Raw genomic sequence first — 17059 nt, 5'->3', positions numbered from 1 at the left:
TTTGTTAGCTCGCGTGCTGCGGATATCCCACCGCCCGCAGCGCGGTCGCGATCTCGTCAAGGATTGCCGGATCGTCGATGGTGGCCGGCGTCTTGAAGGATTGACCGTCGGCGATCTTGACCATCGTGGCGCGCAGGATCTTGCCCGAGCGGGTCTTGGGCAGGCGGTCCACGACGCAGGCGGTCTTGAAGGCCGCGACGGGGCCGATCTGGTCGCGGACCATGCCCACGACTTCCTTCACGACCTGCTGGTTGGGCGTGTTCGTGCCCTTCTTGAGGCACAGGAACCCCAGCGGCATCTGCCCCTTCAGGCTGTCCGCCACGCCGATGACCGCACATTCCGCGACCGCCGGATGGGCGGAAAGAACCTCCTCCATTGCGCCGGTGGACAGGCGGTGGCCCGCGACGTTGATGACATCATCCGTGCGGGCCATGATGTAGAGGTAGCCGTCCTCGTCGATATAGCCCGCATCGCCGGTCTCATAGTAGCCCGGGAAGTGCGACAGGTATGACTTGCGGAACCGGTCCTCGGCGTTCCACAGGGTCGGCAGGGTTCCGGGGGGCAGGGGCAGCTTGATGGCGACCGCGCCCAGGGTGCCGGCGGGAAGCGGGTGCCCTGCCTCGTCCAGGACCTGCACGTCATAGCCCGGCAGCGTGACGGACGGGCTGCCGCGCTTTACCGGCAGAAGCTCGATCCCCACGGGGTTCGCGACGATGGGCCAGCCTGTTTCCGTCTGCCACCAGTGGTCGATGACGGGAACACCCAGCTTTTCCTCGGCCCATTGGATCGTGTCCGGGTCGGCGCGTTCGCCCGCCAGGTACAGGGTCTTGAAGTGGCGCAGGTTGTAATCCTCGATCAGCTTTCCTTCCGGATCCTCGCGGCGGATGGCGCGGATCGCGGTTGGCGCGCTGAACACGCTTTTGACCCGATGGTTCTGGATCACGCGCCAATAGGCGGCGGCGTCGGGGGTGCCCACGGGCTTGCCCTCGAACACGATGGTGGTGGCGCCAACGGCCAGCGGGCCATAGCAGATATAGCTGTGGCCCACGACCCAACCGACGTCCGATGCCGCCCAGAAGACGTCGCCCGCGTCGATGCCATAGACGTTCTTCATCGACCAGGCGAGCGCGACCATGTGCCCGCCGGTATGACGCACCACGCCCTTGGGTTGTCCCGTCGTGCCCGAGGTGTAGAGGACATAGGCCGGATGATTGCCCTCGACCGGAACGCATTCCGCAGGTTCGACGCCGAACTGGAAGCTGTGCCAGGCCACGTCGCGGCCTTCGATCAGATGCGCGACCTCTTGTTCACGCTGGAAGATCACGCAGAAGGCTGGCTTGTGGGTCGCTTCCTCGATCGCGCGATCCAGCAGCGGCTTGTAGGGAACGATGCGGCCCGGTTCCAGCCCGCATGAGGCGGCGATGATGGCCTTGGGCGTGGCGTCGTTGATGCGGACTGCCAGTTCATGCGCCGCAAAACCGCCAAAGACGACGGAATGGATCGCGCCAAGGCGGGCGCAGGCCAGCATCGCCTCGAGTGCCTCGGGGACCATCGGCATGTAGATGATGACCCGGTCGCCCTTTTCGATCCCCTTCGAGCGAAGCGCCCCCGCAAGGCTGGCGACCCGGTCGCGCAACTCGGCGTATGTGATGCCCCGGCAGGACCGGGTGATGGGGCTGTCGTGGATGATGGCAAGCTGGTCGCCGCGCCCCGCCTCGACATGGCGGTCCACGGCATTCCAGCAGGCGTTCAGCATCCCGTCGGCATACCATTCCCCGGCCGGACCCTGGTCGAAGAAGGCCCGGCTGGGCGGGCGCTCCCAGTCGATCTTGCGGGCTGCCTCCATCCAGAAGCCTTCGGGATCGGCCTGCCATCCGGCATAGGTGTCGCGATACGACATGGTTGTGTCTCCTCACTCCTGCCGCTGTGTTACGCAGCGACAGGGCTTCCGCGCAACAATGTTAGCGGAGAAGGTGAGGGTGAGGACGACGTTTTTAGCAAATGCACTGCAGGACCATTTGCAAAGTCATGGGCGCTGCAAAACGACCCATGCCGGCCCGACTTCTTTGCAAATGCAGCGCTGCATCTGCAGCATGCCGGGCGAAGCGGATCCGAATCGCCCGGCCTGGCCCTTCAACTGTAATGGGCGACCGGGGTGCCGGCCAGCACGCTCATGTTCAGCAGGCCGCGCGTCGTGATCGAAGGTGTGACGATATGGGCGCGGTTGCCCATGCCCATCAGGATCGGCCCGACCTCAAGCCCGTTGGCGCGCATCTTCAGCGCGTTCCTGACGCCCGAGGCAGCGTCGGTGCCCGCAAAGACCAGCACGTTCGCCACCCCTTCCAGACGGGAACCGGGGAAGATGCGTTCCCGCAGGGCAGGGTTCAGCGCCGAGTCGACGTGCATTTCGCCGTCATACATGAAGTCCGGCTTGCGGGCGTCCAGCAGGGCCATGGCCTCGCGCATCTTGCGGCCGGTATAGGTGTCGAGGTTGCCGAACTGCGAATGGCAGCACAGCGCGATCTTGGGTGTCAGGCCGAAGCGGCGGACATGGCGCGCCGCGCCCATGACCGTCTCCATGACCTGATGGGGCGTCGGGTCGTCGTGGCACTGGGTGTCGGCGATGAACAGCGGCCCGTCTTCCAGGATGATCATCGACAGCGCGCCGACCGGGGCCAACCCGTCGCGCGCCAGGATCTCGCGGATATAGCGCAGGTGCCAGGAATACTGGCCGAAGGTGCCGCAGATCAGGCTGTCGGCCTCGCCCCGATGGACCATGACGGCGGCGATGGCGGTGGTGTTGGTGCGCATGATCGCCCGCGCGATGTCGGGGCTGACGCCACGCCGCGCCATCAGCTGGTGATAGGTTTCCCAGTAATCGCGGTAACGGGGATCGTTCTCGGGGTTCACGATCTCGAAGTCACGCTCGGGGCGGATCGGCAGGCCCGCGCGTTCGGCGCGCATGGCGATGACCTCGGGGCGGCCGATCAGGATCGGCACGTCGGTGGTTTCCTCCAGCATGGCATTGGCGGCACGCAGGACGCGTTCCTCCTCGCCCTCGGCGAAGGCGATGCGGCGGGTGGCGGTGGCGGCGGCCTCGAAGACCGGGCGCATGATCAGGGCGGACCGGAAGACCGAACTGTCCAGCTTGCGCTTGTAGGCTTCCAGGTCGGCGATGGGACGGGTGGCGACGCCGGTTTCCATCGCGGCCCGGGCCACGGCGGAACTGACCACGCCAACAAGGCGCGGGTCGAAGGGCTTGGGGATCAGGTATTCGGCCCCAAAGGTCAGCGTCTCGCCGCGATAGGCGGCAGCGGCCTCGGCCGCCGTGGTCGCACGGGCAAGTGCGGCGATGCCCTCGATGCAGGCAAGCTCCATCTCGGCGTTGATCGTGGTCGCGCCCACGTCAAGCGCGCCCCGGAAGATGAAGGGGAAGCACAGGACGTTGTTCACCTGGTTCGGGAAGTCGCTGCGGCCCGTGGCGATGATCGCGTCGGGTGCAACGGCACGGGCGTCGTCGGGCAGGATTTCGGGCGTCGGGTTGGCCAGGGCGAAGATGATCGGGCGGCGGGCCATCCGGGCCACCATGTCGGGCTTCAGCACGCCGGGACCGGAAAGGCCCAGGAACAGGTCCGCGCCGTCGATCACTTCGACCAGCGTCCGCGCCTCGGTTTCCTGGGCAAAGGCCGCTTTCTGGACGGTCATGTCCTCGACCCGGCCCCTGTAGACAAGGCCATGGATGTCGCAAAGCCAGATGTTTTCGCGCTTCACCCCCAGCTTCAGCAGCATGTTGAGGCAGGCAATCCCCGCCGCCCCGCCGCCGGTCGAGACGACCTTGATATCCTCGAACCGCTTGCCCGCGACATGCAGCGCGTTGGTCGCCGCCGCGCCGACGACGATCGCGGTGCCGTGCTGGTCGTCGTGGAAGACGGGGATGTTCATGCGTTCACGGCACAGCTTCTCGACGATGAAGCAGTCGGGCGCCTTGATGTCCTCAAGGTTGATCGCGCCGAAGGTGGGTTCCAGCGCGCAGACGATGTCGGCCAGCTTCTCGGGGTCGGATTCGTTCACCTCGATGTCGAAGCAGTCGATGTTGGCGAACTTCTTGAACAGGACAGCCTTGCCCTCCATCACGGGCTTCGAGGCCGCAGCGCCGATATTTCCCAGGCCCAGGACCGCCGTGCCGTTCGACACCACCGCCACTAGGTTCCCGCGTGATGTGTAGCGGCTGGCATTGGCGGCATCGGCCTGGATCTCCAGGCAGGCTTCGGCCACGCCGGGGGAATAGGCGCGGCTCAGGTCGCGTCCGTTGGCCAGCGGCTTGGTGGCCCGGATCTCCAGCTTACCCGGACGCGGGAATTCGTGATAATCCAAAGCCTCTTGCCGGGCATTGTCCTGTCTGCGTTCTTCCATCTCGGCCCCCTCGGTCTGCAAGTTAGTTCAGCGTTAAACCATTTCTTCGGCAGGGAACAGGAGCCTTCGGCTTGCGTTAGCGGCAACCCTGCGCGAAACTGCCGCCAGAAGATAAAGGAGCCGCCGATGTCGCTGCTGGATGCCGCCCGCGAGGTGCGCGAGATGGCCTATGTCCCCTATTCCAAGTTCAAGGTCGGCGCGGCGATCCGTGGCGCGTCGGGCACCGTCTATCGCGGCTGCAACGTGGAAAACGTGGCCTATCCCGAAGGCACCTGCGCCGAGGCCGGGGCCATTGCGGCAATGGTCGCCGGGGGCGAGACCGAGTTGGTCGAGGTCGCGGTGATCGCCGACAGTCCGTCGCCCGTGCCCCCTTGCGGCGGCTGCCGCCAGAAGCTGGCGGAGTTCGGGCGGCATGACACGCCGGTGCTTCTGGCGACCACCGAAGGCGCGACGCTGGCGACGACCGTTGGCGAATTGCTGCCGGGGCGTTTCGACGCCGGCCACATGGCCAAGGCTGAATGACCGATCCTCGGCCCGTCATTGCGGCGATCCGGGACGGTCGCGGACTGGATGGTCCGGGGGCTGCGCTGATCGCGCAGGGCCTGGCCGATGGGTCAGTCAGCGACGCCCAGGCGGGCGCCTTCGCGATGGCCGTCCTGACCCGGGGCATCGGCGTGCCGGGCCGCGTGGCGCTGACGCGCGCAATGCGCGATTCGGGTCATGTCCTGTACTGGGATCTGCCGGGGCCAGTGGTGGACAAGCATTCGACGGGCGGCATCGGCGACACGGTCAGCCTTGTGCTTGCGCCTTTGCTGGCGGCACGGGGCATGTTCGTGCCGATGATTTCAGGGCGTGGCTTGGGCCATACCGGCGGCACGCTGGACAAGCTCGAGGCGATCCCGGGATACCGCTGCGACCAGCCCGAGGATGACTTCCGCCGCATCGTTCGCACCACGGGCTGCGCCATCGTCGCGGCCAGCGGCGATTTCGCCCCCGCCGACCGGAGGCTTTACGCGATCCGCGACGAATCGGCGACGGTGGAGTCCATCGACCTGATCACCGCCTCGATCCTGTCCAAGAAGCTGGCGGCGGGGCTGCAGGCGCTTGTGCTGGACGTGAAGGCGGGCTCGGGCGCCTTTTTGCGCAAGGCTGAATCGTCGCATCGGCTTGCCCAGGCATTGGTGGAAACCGCCAATGGCGCGGGCTGCCCCACCGCCGCACTTATTACCGACATGGACCAACCCCTGGCCCGCAGCGCCGGGAACGGGCTGGAGGTGGCCGAGGCGATCTGCGTCCTGCGCGGAGAGGCCGGGGCGCTACGCGACCTGACGCTGGCCCTTGCATCCGAAGTGCTTGCCCTGGTCGGGCAGGGCGACGAAGGGCTTGCGGGCCTGCTGGATTCCGGGGCCGCGGCCGAGGCGTTCGGCCGCATGGTCGCGGCCCAGGGCGGGCCATCGGACCTGGTGGACCGTCCCGACGCGCATCTGGCGGCGGCCCCCGTCACCCGCCCGGTTCCCGCGTCCGAAGGGCGGGTTGCGCAGATCGACGTGACCGCGCTTGGCCATGCCGTCGTCGCCCTTGGCGGTGGCCGTGTCCGCGCGGGCGAGGCGATCGACCCTCGCGTCGGCCTGTCGATGCTGGCGAAGCTTGGCGAACAGGTCGGCCCCGGCCGCCCCCTGGCCCTGGTCCATGCCGCCGACGACACCGCGGCCGAGGTCGCGGTTGCCGCCGTTGCCGCCGCTTACAGCCTGGGCGAGGGCGCAGATCCCGGCCCGCTTGTTCGCGACAGGATCGCGCCGTGACGGAACGGCGGGCTTTCCTGGTGGTGATGGACAGCGTGGGCATAGGCGGCGCGCCCGATGCCGATCGCTTCTTCAACGGCGCGCGCCCCGACACCGGCGCAAATACCGTGGGTCACATCGCGCAAGCGCGGCCCTTGAACATGCCGAACCTCGCCCGGCTGGGTCTTGGGGCTGCCGTCAGGCTGGCCTCGGGCCAGGATGCGCCGGGGCTTATGGTCCCTTCCCAAGGCCTCTGGGGCGCCGCGACCGAGATTTCCAAGGGCAAGGACACTCCCTCGGGTCATTGGGAGATCGCGGGCGTGCCTGTCCCATGGGACTGGCACTATTTCCCGAACAGGACGCCTGCCTTCCCGCCCGAGGTAACGGCGCGCATCTGCGATTTGGGGGGCACCACGGGGATCCTGGCCGACTGCCATGCATCGGGCACCCAGGTGATCGAGGATTTCGGGGCCGAGCATATCCGGACGGGCTGGCCCATCTGCTATACGTCGGTGGACAGCGTGCTTCAGATCGCCGCGCATGAAGACCATTTCGGACTGGACCGGCTGATCGCCCTGTGCCAGTCCCTCGCGCCCATGCTGCACGCGATGCGCGTGGGGCGCGTGATCGCGCGGCCCTTTCTAGGTGAGACACCTGGCGCGTTCCGGCGCACTGGAAACCGCCGCGATTTTGCCATCGCACCGCCCGGACGGACCATCCTGGACATCGCGCAAGGGGCGGGACGCGTGACCCATGCCATCGGCAAGATCGGCGACATCTTCAGCCATCGCGGCATCAGCCACCTGCACAAGGGCAAGTCCGATGCCAATCTTGCCGATCATCTGATCCGGCTTGGCAAGGAAGCCGAACCCGGCAGCCTGACCTTCGCCAACTTCGTCGAGTTCGACACCAATTTCGGCCACCGGCGCGACATTCCCGGTTATGCCGCGCAGCTTGAATGGTTCGACGGCATCGCCGGCCGCTTCATGGCCAGCCTGCGCCCCGGCGATCTGGCGATCTTCACCGCCGATCACGGCAATGACCCGTCCTGGCACGGCACCGACCACACCCGAGAGCGTGTCGCCGTTCTGGGTCATGGCCTGGGCGCAAAGGACGTGGGACTGGTCGGTTTCAGCGACATCGGCGCCTCGGTCCTGGAGCATCTGGGCCTGCCGCCGCCCGATCATGGAAGGTCGTTCCTGTGAAGAAGATCGAACTGCACCTGCATCTGGAAGGCGCCGCCCCGCCTGCCTTCATCAGGGGCCTGGCGGCCGAAAAGCACGCCGACCTGTCCGGCGTCTTCGACGAGCGCGGAAACTATGCCTATGACGGATTCGAGGGGTTCCTGCGCTGCTACGAAGCCGCCACCAGCGTGCTGCGGACGCCGCGCGACTTTGCCCGCCTGCTGGCCGAAGTGCTGGAGCATTCGGCCGAGCAAGGCGTGATCTATACCGAACTCTTCGTCTCGCCCGAATTCTGCGGCGGGGCCGATCTGTCCGCATGGCGCGATTACCTTGCCGCCATGGTCGAGGTCGCGGACACGGCCAGCGCCCAGGGCATCGACAGCCGCGCCATCCTGACCGCCATCCGCCATTTCGGCCCCGATCGGGCCCGCAGGACGGCCGTCTGCGCCGCCGAAACCGCGGGCGGTTGGGTAACCGGCTTTGGCATGGGCGGGGCCGAATCCGTCGGCCGCGCAACCGATTACGCCTGGTCCTTCGACTGCGCGCGAGAGGCGGGGTTGGGCCTGACCTGCCATGCGGGCGAATGGCGCGGCCCGGAGAGCATCCGCGATGCCCTCTCGCTTGGCTGCACCCGGATCGGCCACGGCGTCCGCGCGACCGAGGATCCGGGGCTTGTCCGCGAACTGGCTGACAAGGCGGTGACCCTGGAAGTCTGCCCGGGATCGAATGTCGCGCTTGGGGTTTATCCCGACTGGCGGTCCCATCCCGTCGCGCGGCTTGCCGATGCGGGGGTCCGGGTCACCGTATCGACCGATGATCCGCCGTTCTTCCACACGACGATGCGTCACGAATACGACCGGCTTGCCGACACCTTCGCTTGGGGCGATACGGAGTTCATGCAAATCAATCGCTGGGCAGCCGAGGCCGTGTTCTGCGACCCTGCCACCCGCGACCGGCTTTTGAAGGAGTTTCCGTGAACCAGCACCTGACCGTCATCGACCACCCGCTTGTGCAGCACAAGCTGACGATCATGCGCAAGAAGGACGTGTCCACCGCAGGCTTCCGCCGCCTGCTGCGCGAGATCAGCCTGCTTCTGGCCTATGAAGTCACGCGAGAGCTTGAACTGACCTCGACCCGGATCGAGACGCCGATCTGCGAAATGGATGCCCCCACTCTGGAAGGGAAGAAGTTGGCGCTGATCTCGATCCTGCGCGCGGGCAACGGCTTGCTGGACGGCATCCTCGAGATGATCCCTTCGGCCCGGGTGGGCTTTGTTGGCATGTATCGCGACCCCGAAACGCTGATGCCGGTCGAATATTACTGCAAGGTTCCCAAGGAACTGGATGCGCGTCTGACGATCGTCGTCGATCCGATGCTGGCCACGGGCAATTCATCCGTGGCGGCCATCGACATGCTGAAGGCGCGGGGCGCGACGAACCTGCGCTTCCTGTGTCTTCTGGCCGCGCCCGAGGGGGTCGAGCGGATGCGCCAGGCCCATCCCGACGTGCCGATCTATACCGCATCGCTGGACGAAAGGCTGGACGATCACGGCTATATCGTGCCGGGCCTGGGGGATGCGGGCGACCGGATGTTCGGCACGAAATAGGCGGCGTTAACCCCAGGTTCATGCGATGCCCGTAATGCTGGGCCCACGAAACAGAATCGCGGGTGGCGGATGTGGGTCCTGGGTTTGCTGGTGATGGTGCTCTTGCTGCCGGGGCAGGTTCGGGCCGCGCCCGAGCCGCCCCCGCCCGGGGATTTCCCGGGCGCGCAGTATATCGACCGGACCGGCTGCGTCTTCGTCCGAGAGGCTGAGGCCTGGGTGCCGCGCCTGGACAAGGCAGGCACGCCGATCTGCGGTTTCCCCCCCAGCAAGGGCGCCGAAACGGGCGCAGACGTAGCCGCGATCCCCTCGCCCGAGGAGGCCTTGGCAGATATGCTGGCCGAAGGCCTGCGGGCCGGCGACCTTGCTTCCGGCCAGCCTGCGGTGCCCCTGCCGGATGTGCCGCCTGACCCGGAACAAGCGGTGCTTGACGCGCAGGTGCAGGACCAGCTTGCGGTCGAAAGGCGAATGCGCAGCATGTTGGCCGGTCCGGCACCCAAGGGTTTGTGCGAAAGCCTCGGCTATCGGCCTGCCGATGGACCTGTCTCGGTTATCGGTGGCGATGTCACGCAGGGGCTGTGTCCCGGCATGACCGCGCCCGAACTGAAGCCGGTGACCGTTGCCGTGACGAAACCACAGTCTGCGTCCGAGACGCCATTGCCCGAACCCGTCGCCACGGCCCGCACACCGGTTGATCCATCGCCCGTCCACAAGACGGGAAAGGCCGTCAAAGGAAAGGGAGTGACGCGCAGGCCAGCCGCCCCCCAAGTTGCCCCCCCTTCCTCGGCCGAAGTGATTCCTGCCAATGCGCGCTATGTGGAGATAGGGACGTTCACCGATCAGGCCGACGCGCAGGCCGCCCTGCGAACCCTGTCGCAACAGGGCTTTCGCACGGCGCAGCGCGATCAGAAGGTGGGGGACAAGGCCGGCAAGGCGATTCTCGCGGGGCCATTCGCGGATCGGCAGGCACTGGTCAGGGCGCTGAACCGGTTGCGCGCAAACGGCTTTCCCCGCTCAGTCGCGCGATAAGCCCTGGACATGCAAAGGGGGCGCGAACGCCCCCGGGAAATCCTGCTGGTCTAGCCTTGGTTCAGGCGGCGCGGCGGGTTTCGATCACGCGGGGCGCTTCCTCGCGCGTGAAATAGCCGAACATCTGGTCCAGCACGGCATCTGCCTGCGCCGCAAGCTTGCGGGCGGTGATGCTGAGGGGTTGAGCGGTGTTGTCTGCCATTGTCCTGTCTTTCGGGTCGGAGTGTCCCCTCCCGATCCGTCAGATAGGTATGGCGGCGCGAACTGTCCAGCGGCGCAATGCCGCACCGCAGCGATGCAGGGCTGCCATGCAGCCGCTGCATCAGCCGATCCGGACCATCCGGTGCTTCTTTTTGCCCACCGACACCTTCAGCCCCCCGCCGATCAGCGCCGCATCCACTGCAAGCTGCGGATCGGACACCGGATCGTTGTTCAACCGCAAGCCGCCCTCGGCGATCAGTCGCTTGGCTTCCTTCCCCGAGGCTGTGATTCCCGTCTGCACCAGAAGTTGCGCAACCGTCATGCCCCCTGCCAAGGCGTCCGCACCGATCGACGCAACCTCCAGGTCGCCGCCTGCGCCGCCCTGCTCGAAAACCTCGCGGGCGGTGGCCTCGGCGCTTGCGGCGGCGTCCGGGCCGTGCAGCAGGGACGTCACCTCATTGGCCAGCAGAACCTTGGCCTCGTTGATCTCGGACCCCTGCAGCGCGCCCAGGCGGTTGCATTCCTCGACCGGCAGTTCGGTATACAGCTTCAGGAAGCGGCCCACATCGGCATCGGTCGTATTCCGCCAGAACTGCCAGAACTCATATGGCGACAGCATCGCCCCGTTCAGCCAGACCGCGCCGCCTGCCGACTTGCCCATCTTGCGCCCGTCGCTGGTCGTCAGCAGCGGCGAAGTCAGGCCCCAGATCACCGCATCGTCCACCCTGCGCGTCAGGTCGATGCCGTTGACGATGTTGCCCCACTGGTCCGACCCGCCCATCTGAAGCTGGCAGCCATAGCGGCGGTGCAGTTCCAGGAAGTCATAGGCCTGCAGGATCATGTAGTTGAACTCTAGGAAGGACAGCGACTGTTCGCGATCCAGCCGGGACTTCACCGATTCAAAGGACAGCATCCTGTTGACGCTGAAATGCCGCCCTATGTCGCGCAGGAACTCCAGGTAGTTCAGCCCGTCCAGCCATTCGCCGTTGTTCAACATCAGCGCAGCGCCGTCGCCATAGGACAGATAGCGCGCGAAGACCTGCTGCATTCCGTCGATGTTCGACTGGATCGCAGCTTCGTCCAGCAGCGGGCGTTCCTCGGACCGGAAGGAGGGGTCGCCCACCTTGGTCGTGCCGCCGCCCATCAGCGTGATCGGACGGTTGCCGGTCTTCTGGAACCACCGCAGCATCATGATGTTCAGCAGGTGCCCTACATGCAGCGACGCCGCCGTCGCGTCATAGCCGATATAGGCCGTGACCGAGCCTTCCAGCAGCGCCTGGTCCAGTGCCGCATAATCCGTGCAGTCGGCCACATAGCCGCGTTCGAACATGACGCGCAGGAAATCGGACTTGGGGCTGTAGGTCATCGGCTTTTTCCTTCTGATCGCCGGGGATATACCGGCTGGGACAGGGAAGGAAAAGCGCGATGATCCGGGTTCTGGGAATGATGTCGGGCACCTCAATGGACGGGGTGGACGCGGCGATGATCGAGACGGACGGCGTGCGGATCGCCGGCTTCGGCCGCAGCGCCTTTTGCGCCTATTCCGACAACGAATCGGCGGTGCTGCACGCTGCGCTTGGCCGCTGGCCCGGTGAACCAGGGGTCGAGGACGCAGCCACGATATCTGTCCAAAGCCATGCCGCAATGGCCTCGGGTTTCCCCGAAGCGCAGTTGATCGGCTATCACGGCCAGACGCTGGCCCATGATCCGCAGGGCAGGGGCACCCACCAGGCGGGCGACGGCGCCTGGCTTGCCCGGCAGGCGGATCGCCCGGTGGTCTGGGACTTTCGCAGCGAGGATGTGCGTTGCGGGGGCGAGGGCGCGCCTTTGGCACCCTTCTTCCACTGGGCCTGTGCGCATTGGGCCGTGGGGCAGGGGTTGCTGCCCGCGCAGCCGGTCGCCTTCCTGAACCTGGGCGGGGTCGGCAACATCACCTGGGTCGATCCGCAAGCCCCCGCGCCGGAAACGCCGGGTGCCTGCCTTGCCTTCGACACCGGCCCGGCAAACGCGCCCTTGAACGACCTGATGCGCCGCAGGCTGCGCCAAAGCCATGACCGGGACGGCAGGCTGGCCGCATCAGGGACGGCGGACATGGACATCGTCGCCCGGTTCCTGCGCCACCCGTTCTTCGACCGCCAACCGCCGAAGTCGCTGGACCGCGACCAGTTCGCAGACCTGGGCCCCGCAGTCGATCCCCTGCCCGATGCCGATGCAGCGGCGACCCTGGTGGCGGCATTGGCAGGATCGGTCGCCGCGGGCTTTCGCTGGCTGCCGCAGATCCCCGCAACGGTGCTGGTCTGCGGCGGCGGGCGGCGCAACCCTGCGATCATGGCGCGGCTGGCCTGGGATTTGCCCTGCGACGTGCAGCCGGTTGAAGCCGCGGGTCTGGACGGCGACATGCTGGAAGCGCAGGCCTTCGGCTGGCTGGCCGCCCGCGTCATGCGCGGCCTGCCGACCTCGGGGCCCTCCACCACCGCCGTTCCGGATCCTTGCTGCGGGGGGCGGATCAGTTATCCGCGGAGGCGGCGCGAATTATTTCCGACGCGCCCTTGACGGGGGCGATCGGTCTGCGTAAACCGCCCCTCACCCCGGCGGGCGATCTGGTCGGGGTGGTGAGTGTGCGGTTGTAGCTCAGTTGGTTAGAGTACCGGCCTGTCACGCCGGGGGTCGCGGGTTCGAGCCCCGTCAACCGCGCCACACACACCATCGCCATGAAATGCGCGGTTGTAGCTCAGTTGGTTAGAGTACCGGCCTGTCACGCCGGGGGTCGCGGGTTCGAGCCCCGTCAACCGCGCCATTTCATTGCCTTTTGGGTCTAACGCCCTCTCCCGATCTTCGCTAAGACAAGGCCGCTGCAACATCGGGCAGGGGATAGGGCATGACTGATTCAACCGCGCTGATCGAAACCTTGGGCAATGCCGCGCGCAGCGCCGCGATCGAACTTGCGCAGGCAAGCCCTGAAGCCAAGCGCACCGCCCTGATCGCCGCAGCCGATGCCTTGGCGGCCAGCCACGAGGCGGTGCTGGCGGCGAATGCCAGGGACATGCAATTCGGACGCGACAAGGGCTTGGCCGATTCGATGCTGGATCGCCTGCGCCTGGACGAAAGCCGCCTTAAGGGGATCGAGGACGGGCTTCGCGCAGTGGCCCAGCAGCCCGACCCGGTGGGAGAGGTGGTGGCCGAATGGGACCGTCCCAGCGGGCTGCACATCCAGCGGGTCCGCACCCCCATCGGTGTGATCGGGGTCATATATGAAAGCCGTCCCAACGTCACCGCCGACGCGGGCGCCCTTGCGCTGAAGTCGGGAAATGCCGTCATCCTGCGGGGCGGTTCCGAAAGCCTGCATTCCAGCCAGGCGATCCATGCCTGCATGGTCGAAGGTCTGCGCCAGGCGGACCTGCCCGAGGCTGCCATCCAGCTTGTCCCCACCCGCGACCGCGCCGCCGTCAGCGCCATGCTGCAGGCCCAGGGCCTTATCGACGTGATCATCCCGCGGGGCGGCAAGGGACTGGTGGGCCTTGTCCAGCAGCAGGCGCGCGTTCCCGTCTTCGCGCATCTGGAAGGCATCTGCCACATCTATGTCGATGCAAAGGCCGATCCCGAAAAGGCCCGGCGCGTGGTCCTGAATGCCAAGACGCGGCGCACCGGCATCTGCGGCGCCGCAGAATGCCTGCTGATCGACCGCAGCTATTTCGACGCCCACGGCCCGGATCTGGTGCAGGCGCTTCTGGCCGCCGGGGTCGAGGTCCGGGCCGAGGGCGATCTGGCCCGCATCCCCGGCACCGTCGCCGCGCAGCCCGATGATTTCGGGCAAGAGTTCCTGGACATGATCATGGCCGCGAAGCTGGTCGATGGCGTCGACGGGGCCATTGCCCATATCCGCCGCTATGGCAGCCAGCACACCGAATCGATCCTGACCGAGGACGAGGCCACCGCGCGGCGCTTCTTCGCCGGCCTGGACAGCGCGATCCTGATGCACAATGCCTCGACCCAATTCGCCGACGGCGGCGAGTTCGGCATGGGCGCCGAGATCGGCATCGCCACCGGCAAGATGCACGCGCGCGGCCCGGTGGGGGCCGAGCAACTGACCAGCTTCAAATATCTGGTGAAGGGCGACGGGACGGTCCGCGCCTGATCCGGCCAAGAAAGGGGCTGGATCAGAAGGCGATCCTGGCGCCTTTCTCGTCCAGATCCCACTCGGCCCTGCGGCCGGCAGCGGCAAGTGCCTGGGCAAGCAGGGCGAAGTGAACCTCGGACGGTGCTGGGCTGCGCGGATCGGCGCCGCCCAACCAAGCCCACAGGGACGGATCCTGCTTGACCCGCTCGGCCTCGCCGCTCAGCCGCCAGGCGCTGCCAGCATGGGTGATCGTGACCCTGCCGCCCCAGGGCAGGGCGCTTTCCATGCACATCATCGCCAGCATGATCATGCGCAGCTCGATCCTGGCAAAGTCGCCTTCGGCCTCCAGCGTCACGCGCAGGCGGCCCTGGCCTGAAAATCCGTCCAGCAGTTGCGCAAGTCCCGCGCGCGACATGCGCTGATCGCCCTGCGCCTGCCCGAAGGCCACACGGAACAGCTGGATCCGCGCCCGCGCCGATGCCACGGATTCGGCGATCAGCTTCAACTCGGGGCTGGCCCCGATGCCGGGAAAGTCGTTCGACATCTCCAGCAGCTCGACCCCGTTCCCGATCGCGCCCAGGGGCGAGACGAGGTCATGGCACAGCCGCGAACCCAGCAGTTGCGCCAGATCGGGCTGCGCGATGCGCGTTGTATCCTGGATCATGCGGCATTACCTTTCACAAAGTCACAAGGGGGCTGCCCGTGAACGAGATCCTTGAACCCGGCATGATCGTCCGCCACCCCGGCGCGCCAGAATGGGGCGAGGGGCAGGTGCAATCCCGCATCGGCGACCGCATCACGGTCAATTTCGCCGAGGCGGGAAAGCAGGTCATCGACGGCAGGCGGGTGTCGCTGGATATCGTCTGGTCACATGGCAGCTAGGGCGTCATGCGGAAACGATTGCAACCATTGATTGTTTTCCGCAAGCAGTCTTTGACGGACGGCTCGTCGCGACGGTTCCGCTGCTGCATTGTTGCAATGCACGGCCGCCGCCCCTAGAGAGGGTCCGATGCCGATGTCAGCCGCAGCCGCCCGCCCGACCTCTGAACCGTCCTTCTTCGATATCCGCCTTGCGGTGTCGGAACAGGACCTTCTGGCCGCGCAGCGCCTGCGCTATCGCGTTTTCATCGAGGAACTGGGCGGCGATGGCGCGATGGTCGATCACGATCTTCGGCTGGAACGCGACGAGTTCGATCCGGTCGTCGATCACCTGTGCCTCATCGACAACCGCCGTTCCGCCGAGGATCTGGACCATGTGGTGGGCGTCTATCGGCTGCTGCGCGGCGACCAGGCTGAACGGTTCGGCCGGTTCTACTGCGACGCTGAATATGACCTGACGCCGCTGCGCGACAGTGGGCGGCCGGTGCTGGAACTGGGCCGGTCTTGTGTCGATCCGGCCTGCCGTGGCGGGGCAGGCGTGTTCCTGATGTGGAACGCCCTTGCGGATTACGTGCTGGATCACGGTATCCAGATCCTGTTCGGCGTCGCCAGTTTCCACGGCACCGACCCGGCGATGCTGGCGCCCTCGCTCAGTTGGCTGCACCATCACCACCTCGCCCCCGCAGACCTGCGCCCCCGCGCCCGGCCGCAGGGGTTCCACCGCATGGACCTGATCCCCGCCGACCGTCTTGACCGGCGAGAGGCGCTGATCGGGATGCCCGCGCTTATCAAGGCCTATCTCCGCCTTGGCGGCATGGTGGGCGAGGGGGCGTTCATCGACCGCGCCTTCAACACGACCGACGTCTTCCTGCTGATGGACACGAAGGCCATGTCCGACAAGCACCGCCAGTTCTACGAAAGCCGCTGGCAGCCTCAATGAACGCCCCGTCACCCGAACCTGCCCAGCCCCAGCCTGCCGGGACCGTGCCTGCATGGCACGACGATGTTCCGCCGCCGATGTCGCGTCCCGAAGGGCTGCGAGACTGGCTGCGCGTGCTGCGGCGCGGTTCCGGGGCCATCCTCGTTCTGCTGCTGGGCGTGCTGCTGATCCTGCCGTTGCGAGGGATCGAGCGGCTGTTCCACGGTCAGCGCCGTCCCTGGACGGGGCCGCATGTGCAATGGGTCTGCCGCATGGTCCTGGCCTGCATGGGCATCCGCTGGCGGCGCGTCGGGCGCCCGATGCGCGGCCCCGGTGCTGTGGTCGCGAACCATTCAAGCTGGCTGGACATCCTGGTCCTGAACGCCGCGATGCCGGTCTTCTTCGTCAGCAAGGCCGAGGTCGCGGGCTGGCCCGGAATCAACATCCTGACGCGCGTCACCAACACCCATTTCGTGATCCGCGACCCCCGGCTTGCCCAGGCCCAGGCACAGGAATTCGCCGCACGCGTCCGCGCTGGCCACCGGCTGCTGTTCTTCCCCGAGGGCACCTCGACCGACGGGCTGCGGATGCTGCCCTTCAAGCCCACGCTGTTCCAGGGCTTTCTGGACCCCGCGCTGCCGGAAGGGCTGGCCATCCAGCCGGTCAGCGCCGTCTATCGCGCCCCGCAGGGGGCCGATCCCCGCTTCTACGGCTGGTGGGGCGACATGGATCTGGGCCCGCATCTGCTGGCGGTCTTGGCCATGCGCCGGCAGGGATGCGTGACGGTGGTGATGCATGACCCGATCCCGGTCGTGGGGCAAAGCCGAAAGACGCTTTCCACCGCCGCCGAGGATGCGGTGCGCCAGGGGCTTCGGATCTGATCGCTTGATCGGCTGTGGCGAAAGCCCATATCTTGTGGATAACTTCTCCGCC

Annotated in this window: 16 protein-coding genes and 2 tRNA genes; 13 read left to right on the top strand and 5 right to left on the bottom strand. The window is 66.7% G+C overall.

Annotation, left to right across the window (positions count from 1 at the left end; translation table 11 throughout):
- Positions 1–4 precede the first annotated feature (4 nt).
- Positions 5–1900 carry a propionyl-CoA synthetase gene (locus IE224_RS01555; RefSeq protein WP_191307419.1) on the bottom strand — a complete coding sequence of 632 codons (1896 nt, stop codon included), beginning with the start codon at positions 1898–1900 and terminating at the stop codon, positions 5–7.
- A 233-nt stretch (positions 1901–2133) separates the two neighbouring features.
- Positions 2134–4413 (bottom strand): NADP-dependent malic enzyme, encoded by a 2280-nt coding sequence (locus tag IE224_RS01550; RefSeq protein ID WP_191307417.1) that lies wholly within the window; start codon positions 4411–4413, stop codon positions 2134–2136.
- 126 nt (positions 4414–4539) lie between these two features.
- Between IE224_RS01550 and IE224_RS01545 the strand changes: the two genes are divergently transcribed.
- The 6 genes from IE224_RS01545 (at position 4540) to IE224_RS01520 (ending at position 10010) form a co-directional block, all read left to right on the top strand.
- Positions 4540–4935 (top strand): cytidine deaminase, encoded by a 396-nt coding sequence (locus IE224_RS01545; protein ID WP_167622180.1) that lies wholly within the window; start codon positions 4540–4542, stop codon positions 4933–4935.
- The gene (locus IE224_RS01540; RefSeq protein ID WP_191307415.1) at positions 4932–6215 is read left to right on the top strand and encodes a thymidine phosphorylase; all 1284 of its coding nucleotides are present in this window, start codon (positions 4932–4934) and stop codon (positions 6213–6215) included. The genes IE224_RS01545 and IE224_RS01540 overlap by 4 nt, the downstream gene beginning before the upstream one ends.
- On the top strand, positions 6212–7399 hold the full coding sequence (locus IE224_RS01535) for a phosphopentomutase (protein ID WP_191307414.1): 1188 nt from the start codon (positions 6212–6214) through the stop codon (positions 7397–7399). The genes IE224_RS01540 and IE224_RS01535 overlap by 4 nt, the downstream gene beginning before the upstream one ends.
- A complete protein-coding gene (locus IE224_RS01530; RefSeq protein ID WP_191307412.1) occupies positions 7396–8355 on the top strand; it encodes an adenosine deaminase in 960 nt (319 codons plus the stop codon). Before IE224_RS01535 ends, IE224_RS01530 begins: the two co-directional genes overlap by 4 nt.
- Positions 8352–8984, top strand: a complete 633-nt coding sequence (gene upp / locus IE224_RS01525; protein ID WP_167622176.1) for a uracil phosphoribosyltransferase — start codon at positions 8352–8354, stop codon at positions 8982–8984. The genes IE224_RS01530 and upp overlap by 4 nt, the downstream gene beginning before the upstream one ends.
- A 69-nt stretch (positions 8985–9053) precedes the next feature.
- The gene (locus tag IE224_RS01520) at positions 9054–10010 is read left to right on the top strand and encodes an SPOR domain-containing protein (RefSeq protein WP_191307410.1); all 957 of its coding nucleotides are present in this window, start codon (positions 9054–9056) and stop codon (positions 10008–10010) included.
- Between the two features lie 61 nt (positions 10011–10071).
- On the opposite strand, the gene IE224_RS01515 is transcribed toward IE224_RS01520, so the two are convergent.
- Together IE224_RS01515 and tyrS are read right to left on the bottom strand one after the other, a co-directional pair.
- The gene (locus IE224_RS01515; RefSeq protein ID WP_191307408.1) at positions 10072–10212 is read right to left on the bottom strand and encodes a hypothetical protein; all 141 of its coding nucleotides are present in this window, start codon (positions 10210–10212) and stop codon (positions 10072–10074) included.
- 120 nt (positions 10213–10332) lie between these two features.
- Positions 10333–11577: a tyrosine--tRNA ligase gene (gene tyrS / locus IE224_RS01510; RefSeq protein ID WP_191307406.1), complete on the bottom strand. Its 1245-nt coding sequence runs from the start codon at positions 11575–11577 to the stop codon at positions 10333–10335.
- A gap of 59 nt (positions 11578–11636) precedes the next feature.
- On the opposite strand from tyrS, the gene IE224_RS01505 reads away from it, so the two are divergent.
- The 4 genes from IE224_RS01505 (at position 11637) to IE224_RS01490 (ending at position 14346) form a co-directional block, all read left to right on the top strand.
- On the top strand, positions 11637–12764 hold the full coding sequence (locus IE224_RS01505; protein WP_191307404.1) for an anhydro-N-acetylmuramic acid kinase: 1128 nt from the start codon (positions 11637–11639) through the stop codon (positions 12762–12764).
- Positions 12765–12831: 67 nt separating this feature from the next.
- Positions 12832–12908 (top strand) — tRNA-Asp (locus IE224_RS01500).
- Between the two features lie 23 nt (positions 12909–12931).
- A tRNA-Asp gene (locus IE224_RS01495) sits at positions 12932–13008 on the top strand.
- Between the two features lie 81 nt (positions 13009–13089).
- Positions 13090–14346 (top strand): glutamate-5-semialdehyde dehydrogenase, encoded by a 1257-nt coding sequence (locus tag IE224_RS01490; protein WP_191307402.1) that lies wholly within the window; start codon positions 13090–13092, stop codon positions 14344–14346.
- Between the two features lie 22 nt (positions 14347–14368).
- On the opposite strand, the gene IE224_RS01485 is transcribed toward IE224_RS01490, so the two are convergent.
- Entirely contained in the window at positions 14369–14992 is a 624-nt protein-coding gene (locus tag IE224_RS01485) for a histidine phosphotransferase family protein (RefSeq protein ID WP_191307400.1), read from the bottom strand.
- A 38-nt stretch (positions 14993–15030) separates the two neighbouring features.
- On the opposite strand from IE224_RS01485, the gene IE224_RS01480 reads away from it, so the two are divergent.
- From IE224_RS01480 to olsA, 3 genes are all read left to right on the top strand, one after another.
- A complete protein-coding gene (locus tag IE224_RS01480) occupies positions 15031–15210 on the top strand; it encodes a DUF3553 domain-containing protein (RefSeq protein WP_167622169.1) in 180 nt (59 codons plus the stop codon).
- Positions 15211–15337: 127 nt separating this feature from the next.
- On the top strand, positions 15338–16147 hold the full coding sequence (olsB, locus tag IE224_RS01475) for an L-ornithine N(alpha)-acyltransferase (RefSeq protein WP_229849198.1): 810 nt from the start codon (positions 15338–15340) through the stop codon (positions 16145–16147).
- Complete coding sequence (gene olsA, locus IE224_RS01470) at positions 16144–17007, top strand: lyso-ornithine lipid O-acyltransferase (RefSeq protein ID WP_308434831.1); 864 nt, start codon at positions 16144–16146, stop codon at positions 17005–17007. The genes olsB and olsA overlap by 4 nt, the downstream gene beginning before the upstream one ends.
- Positions 17008–17059 lie beyond the last annotated feature (52 nt).

This window comes from Paracoccus aerius (genome assembly GCF_014656455.1).
GTDB classification, from domain to species: domain Bacteria; phylum Pseudomonadota; class Alphaproteobacteria; order Rhodobacterales; family Rhodobacteraceae; genus Paracoccus; species Paracoccus aerius.
Note: the sequence above shows the minus strand (reverse complement) of the source record. Positions and strands in the feature narration are given on the sequence as shown.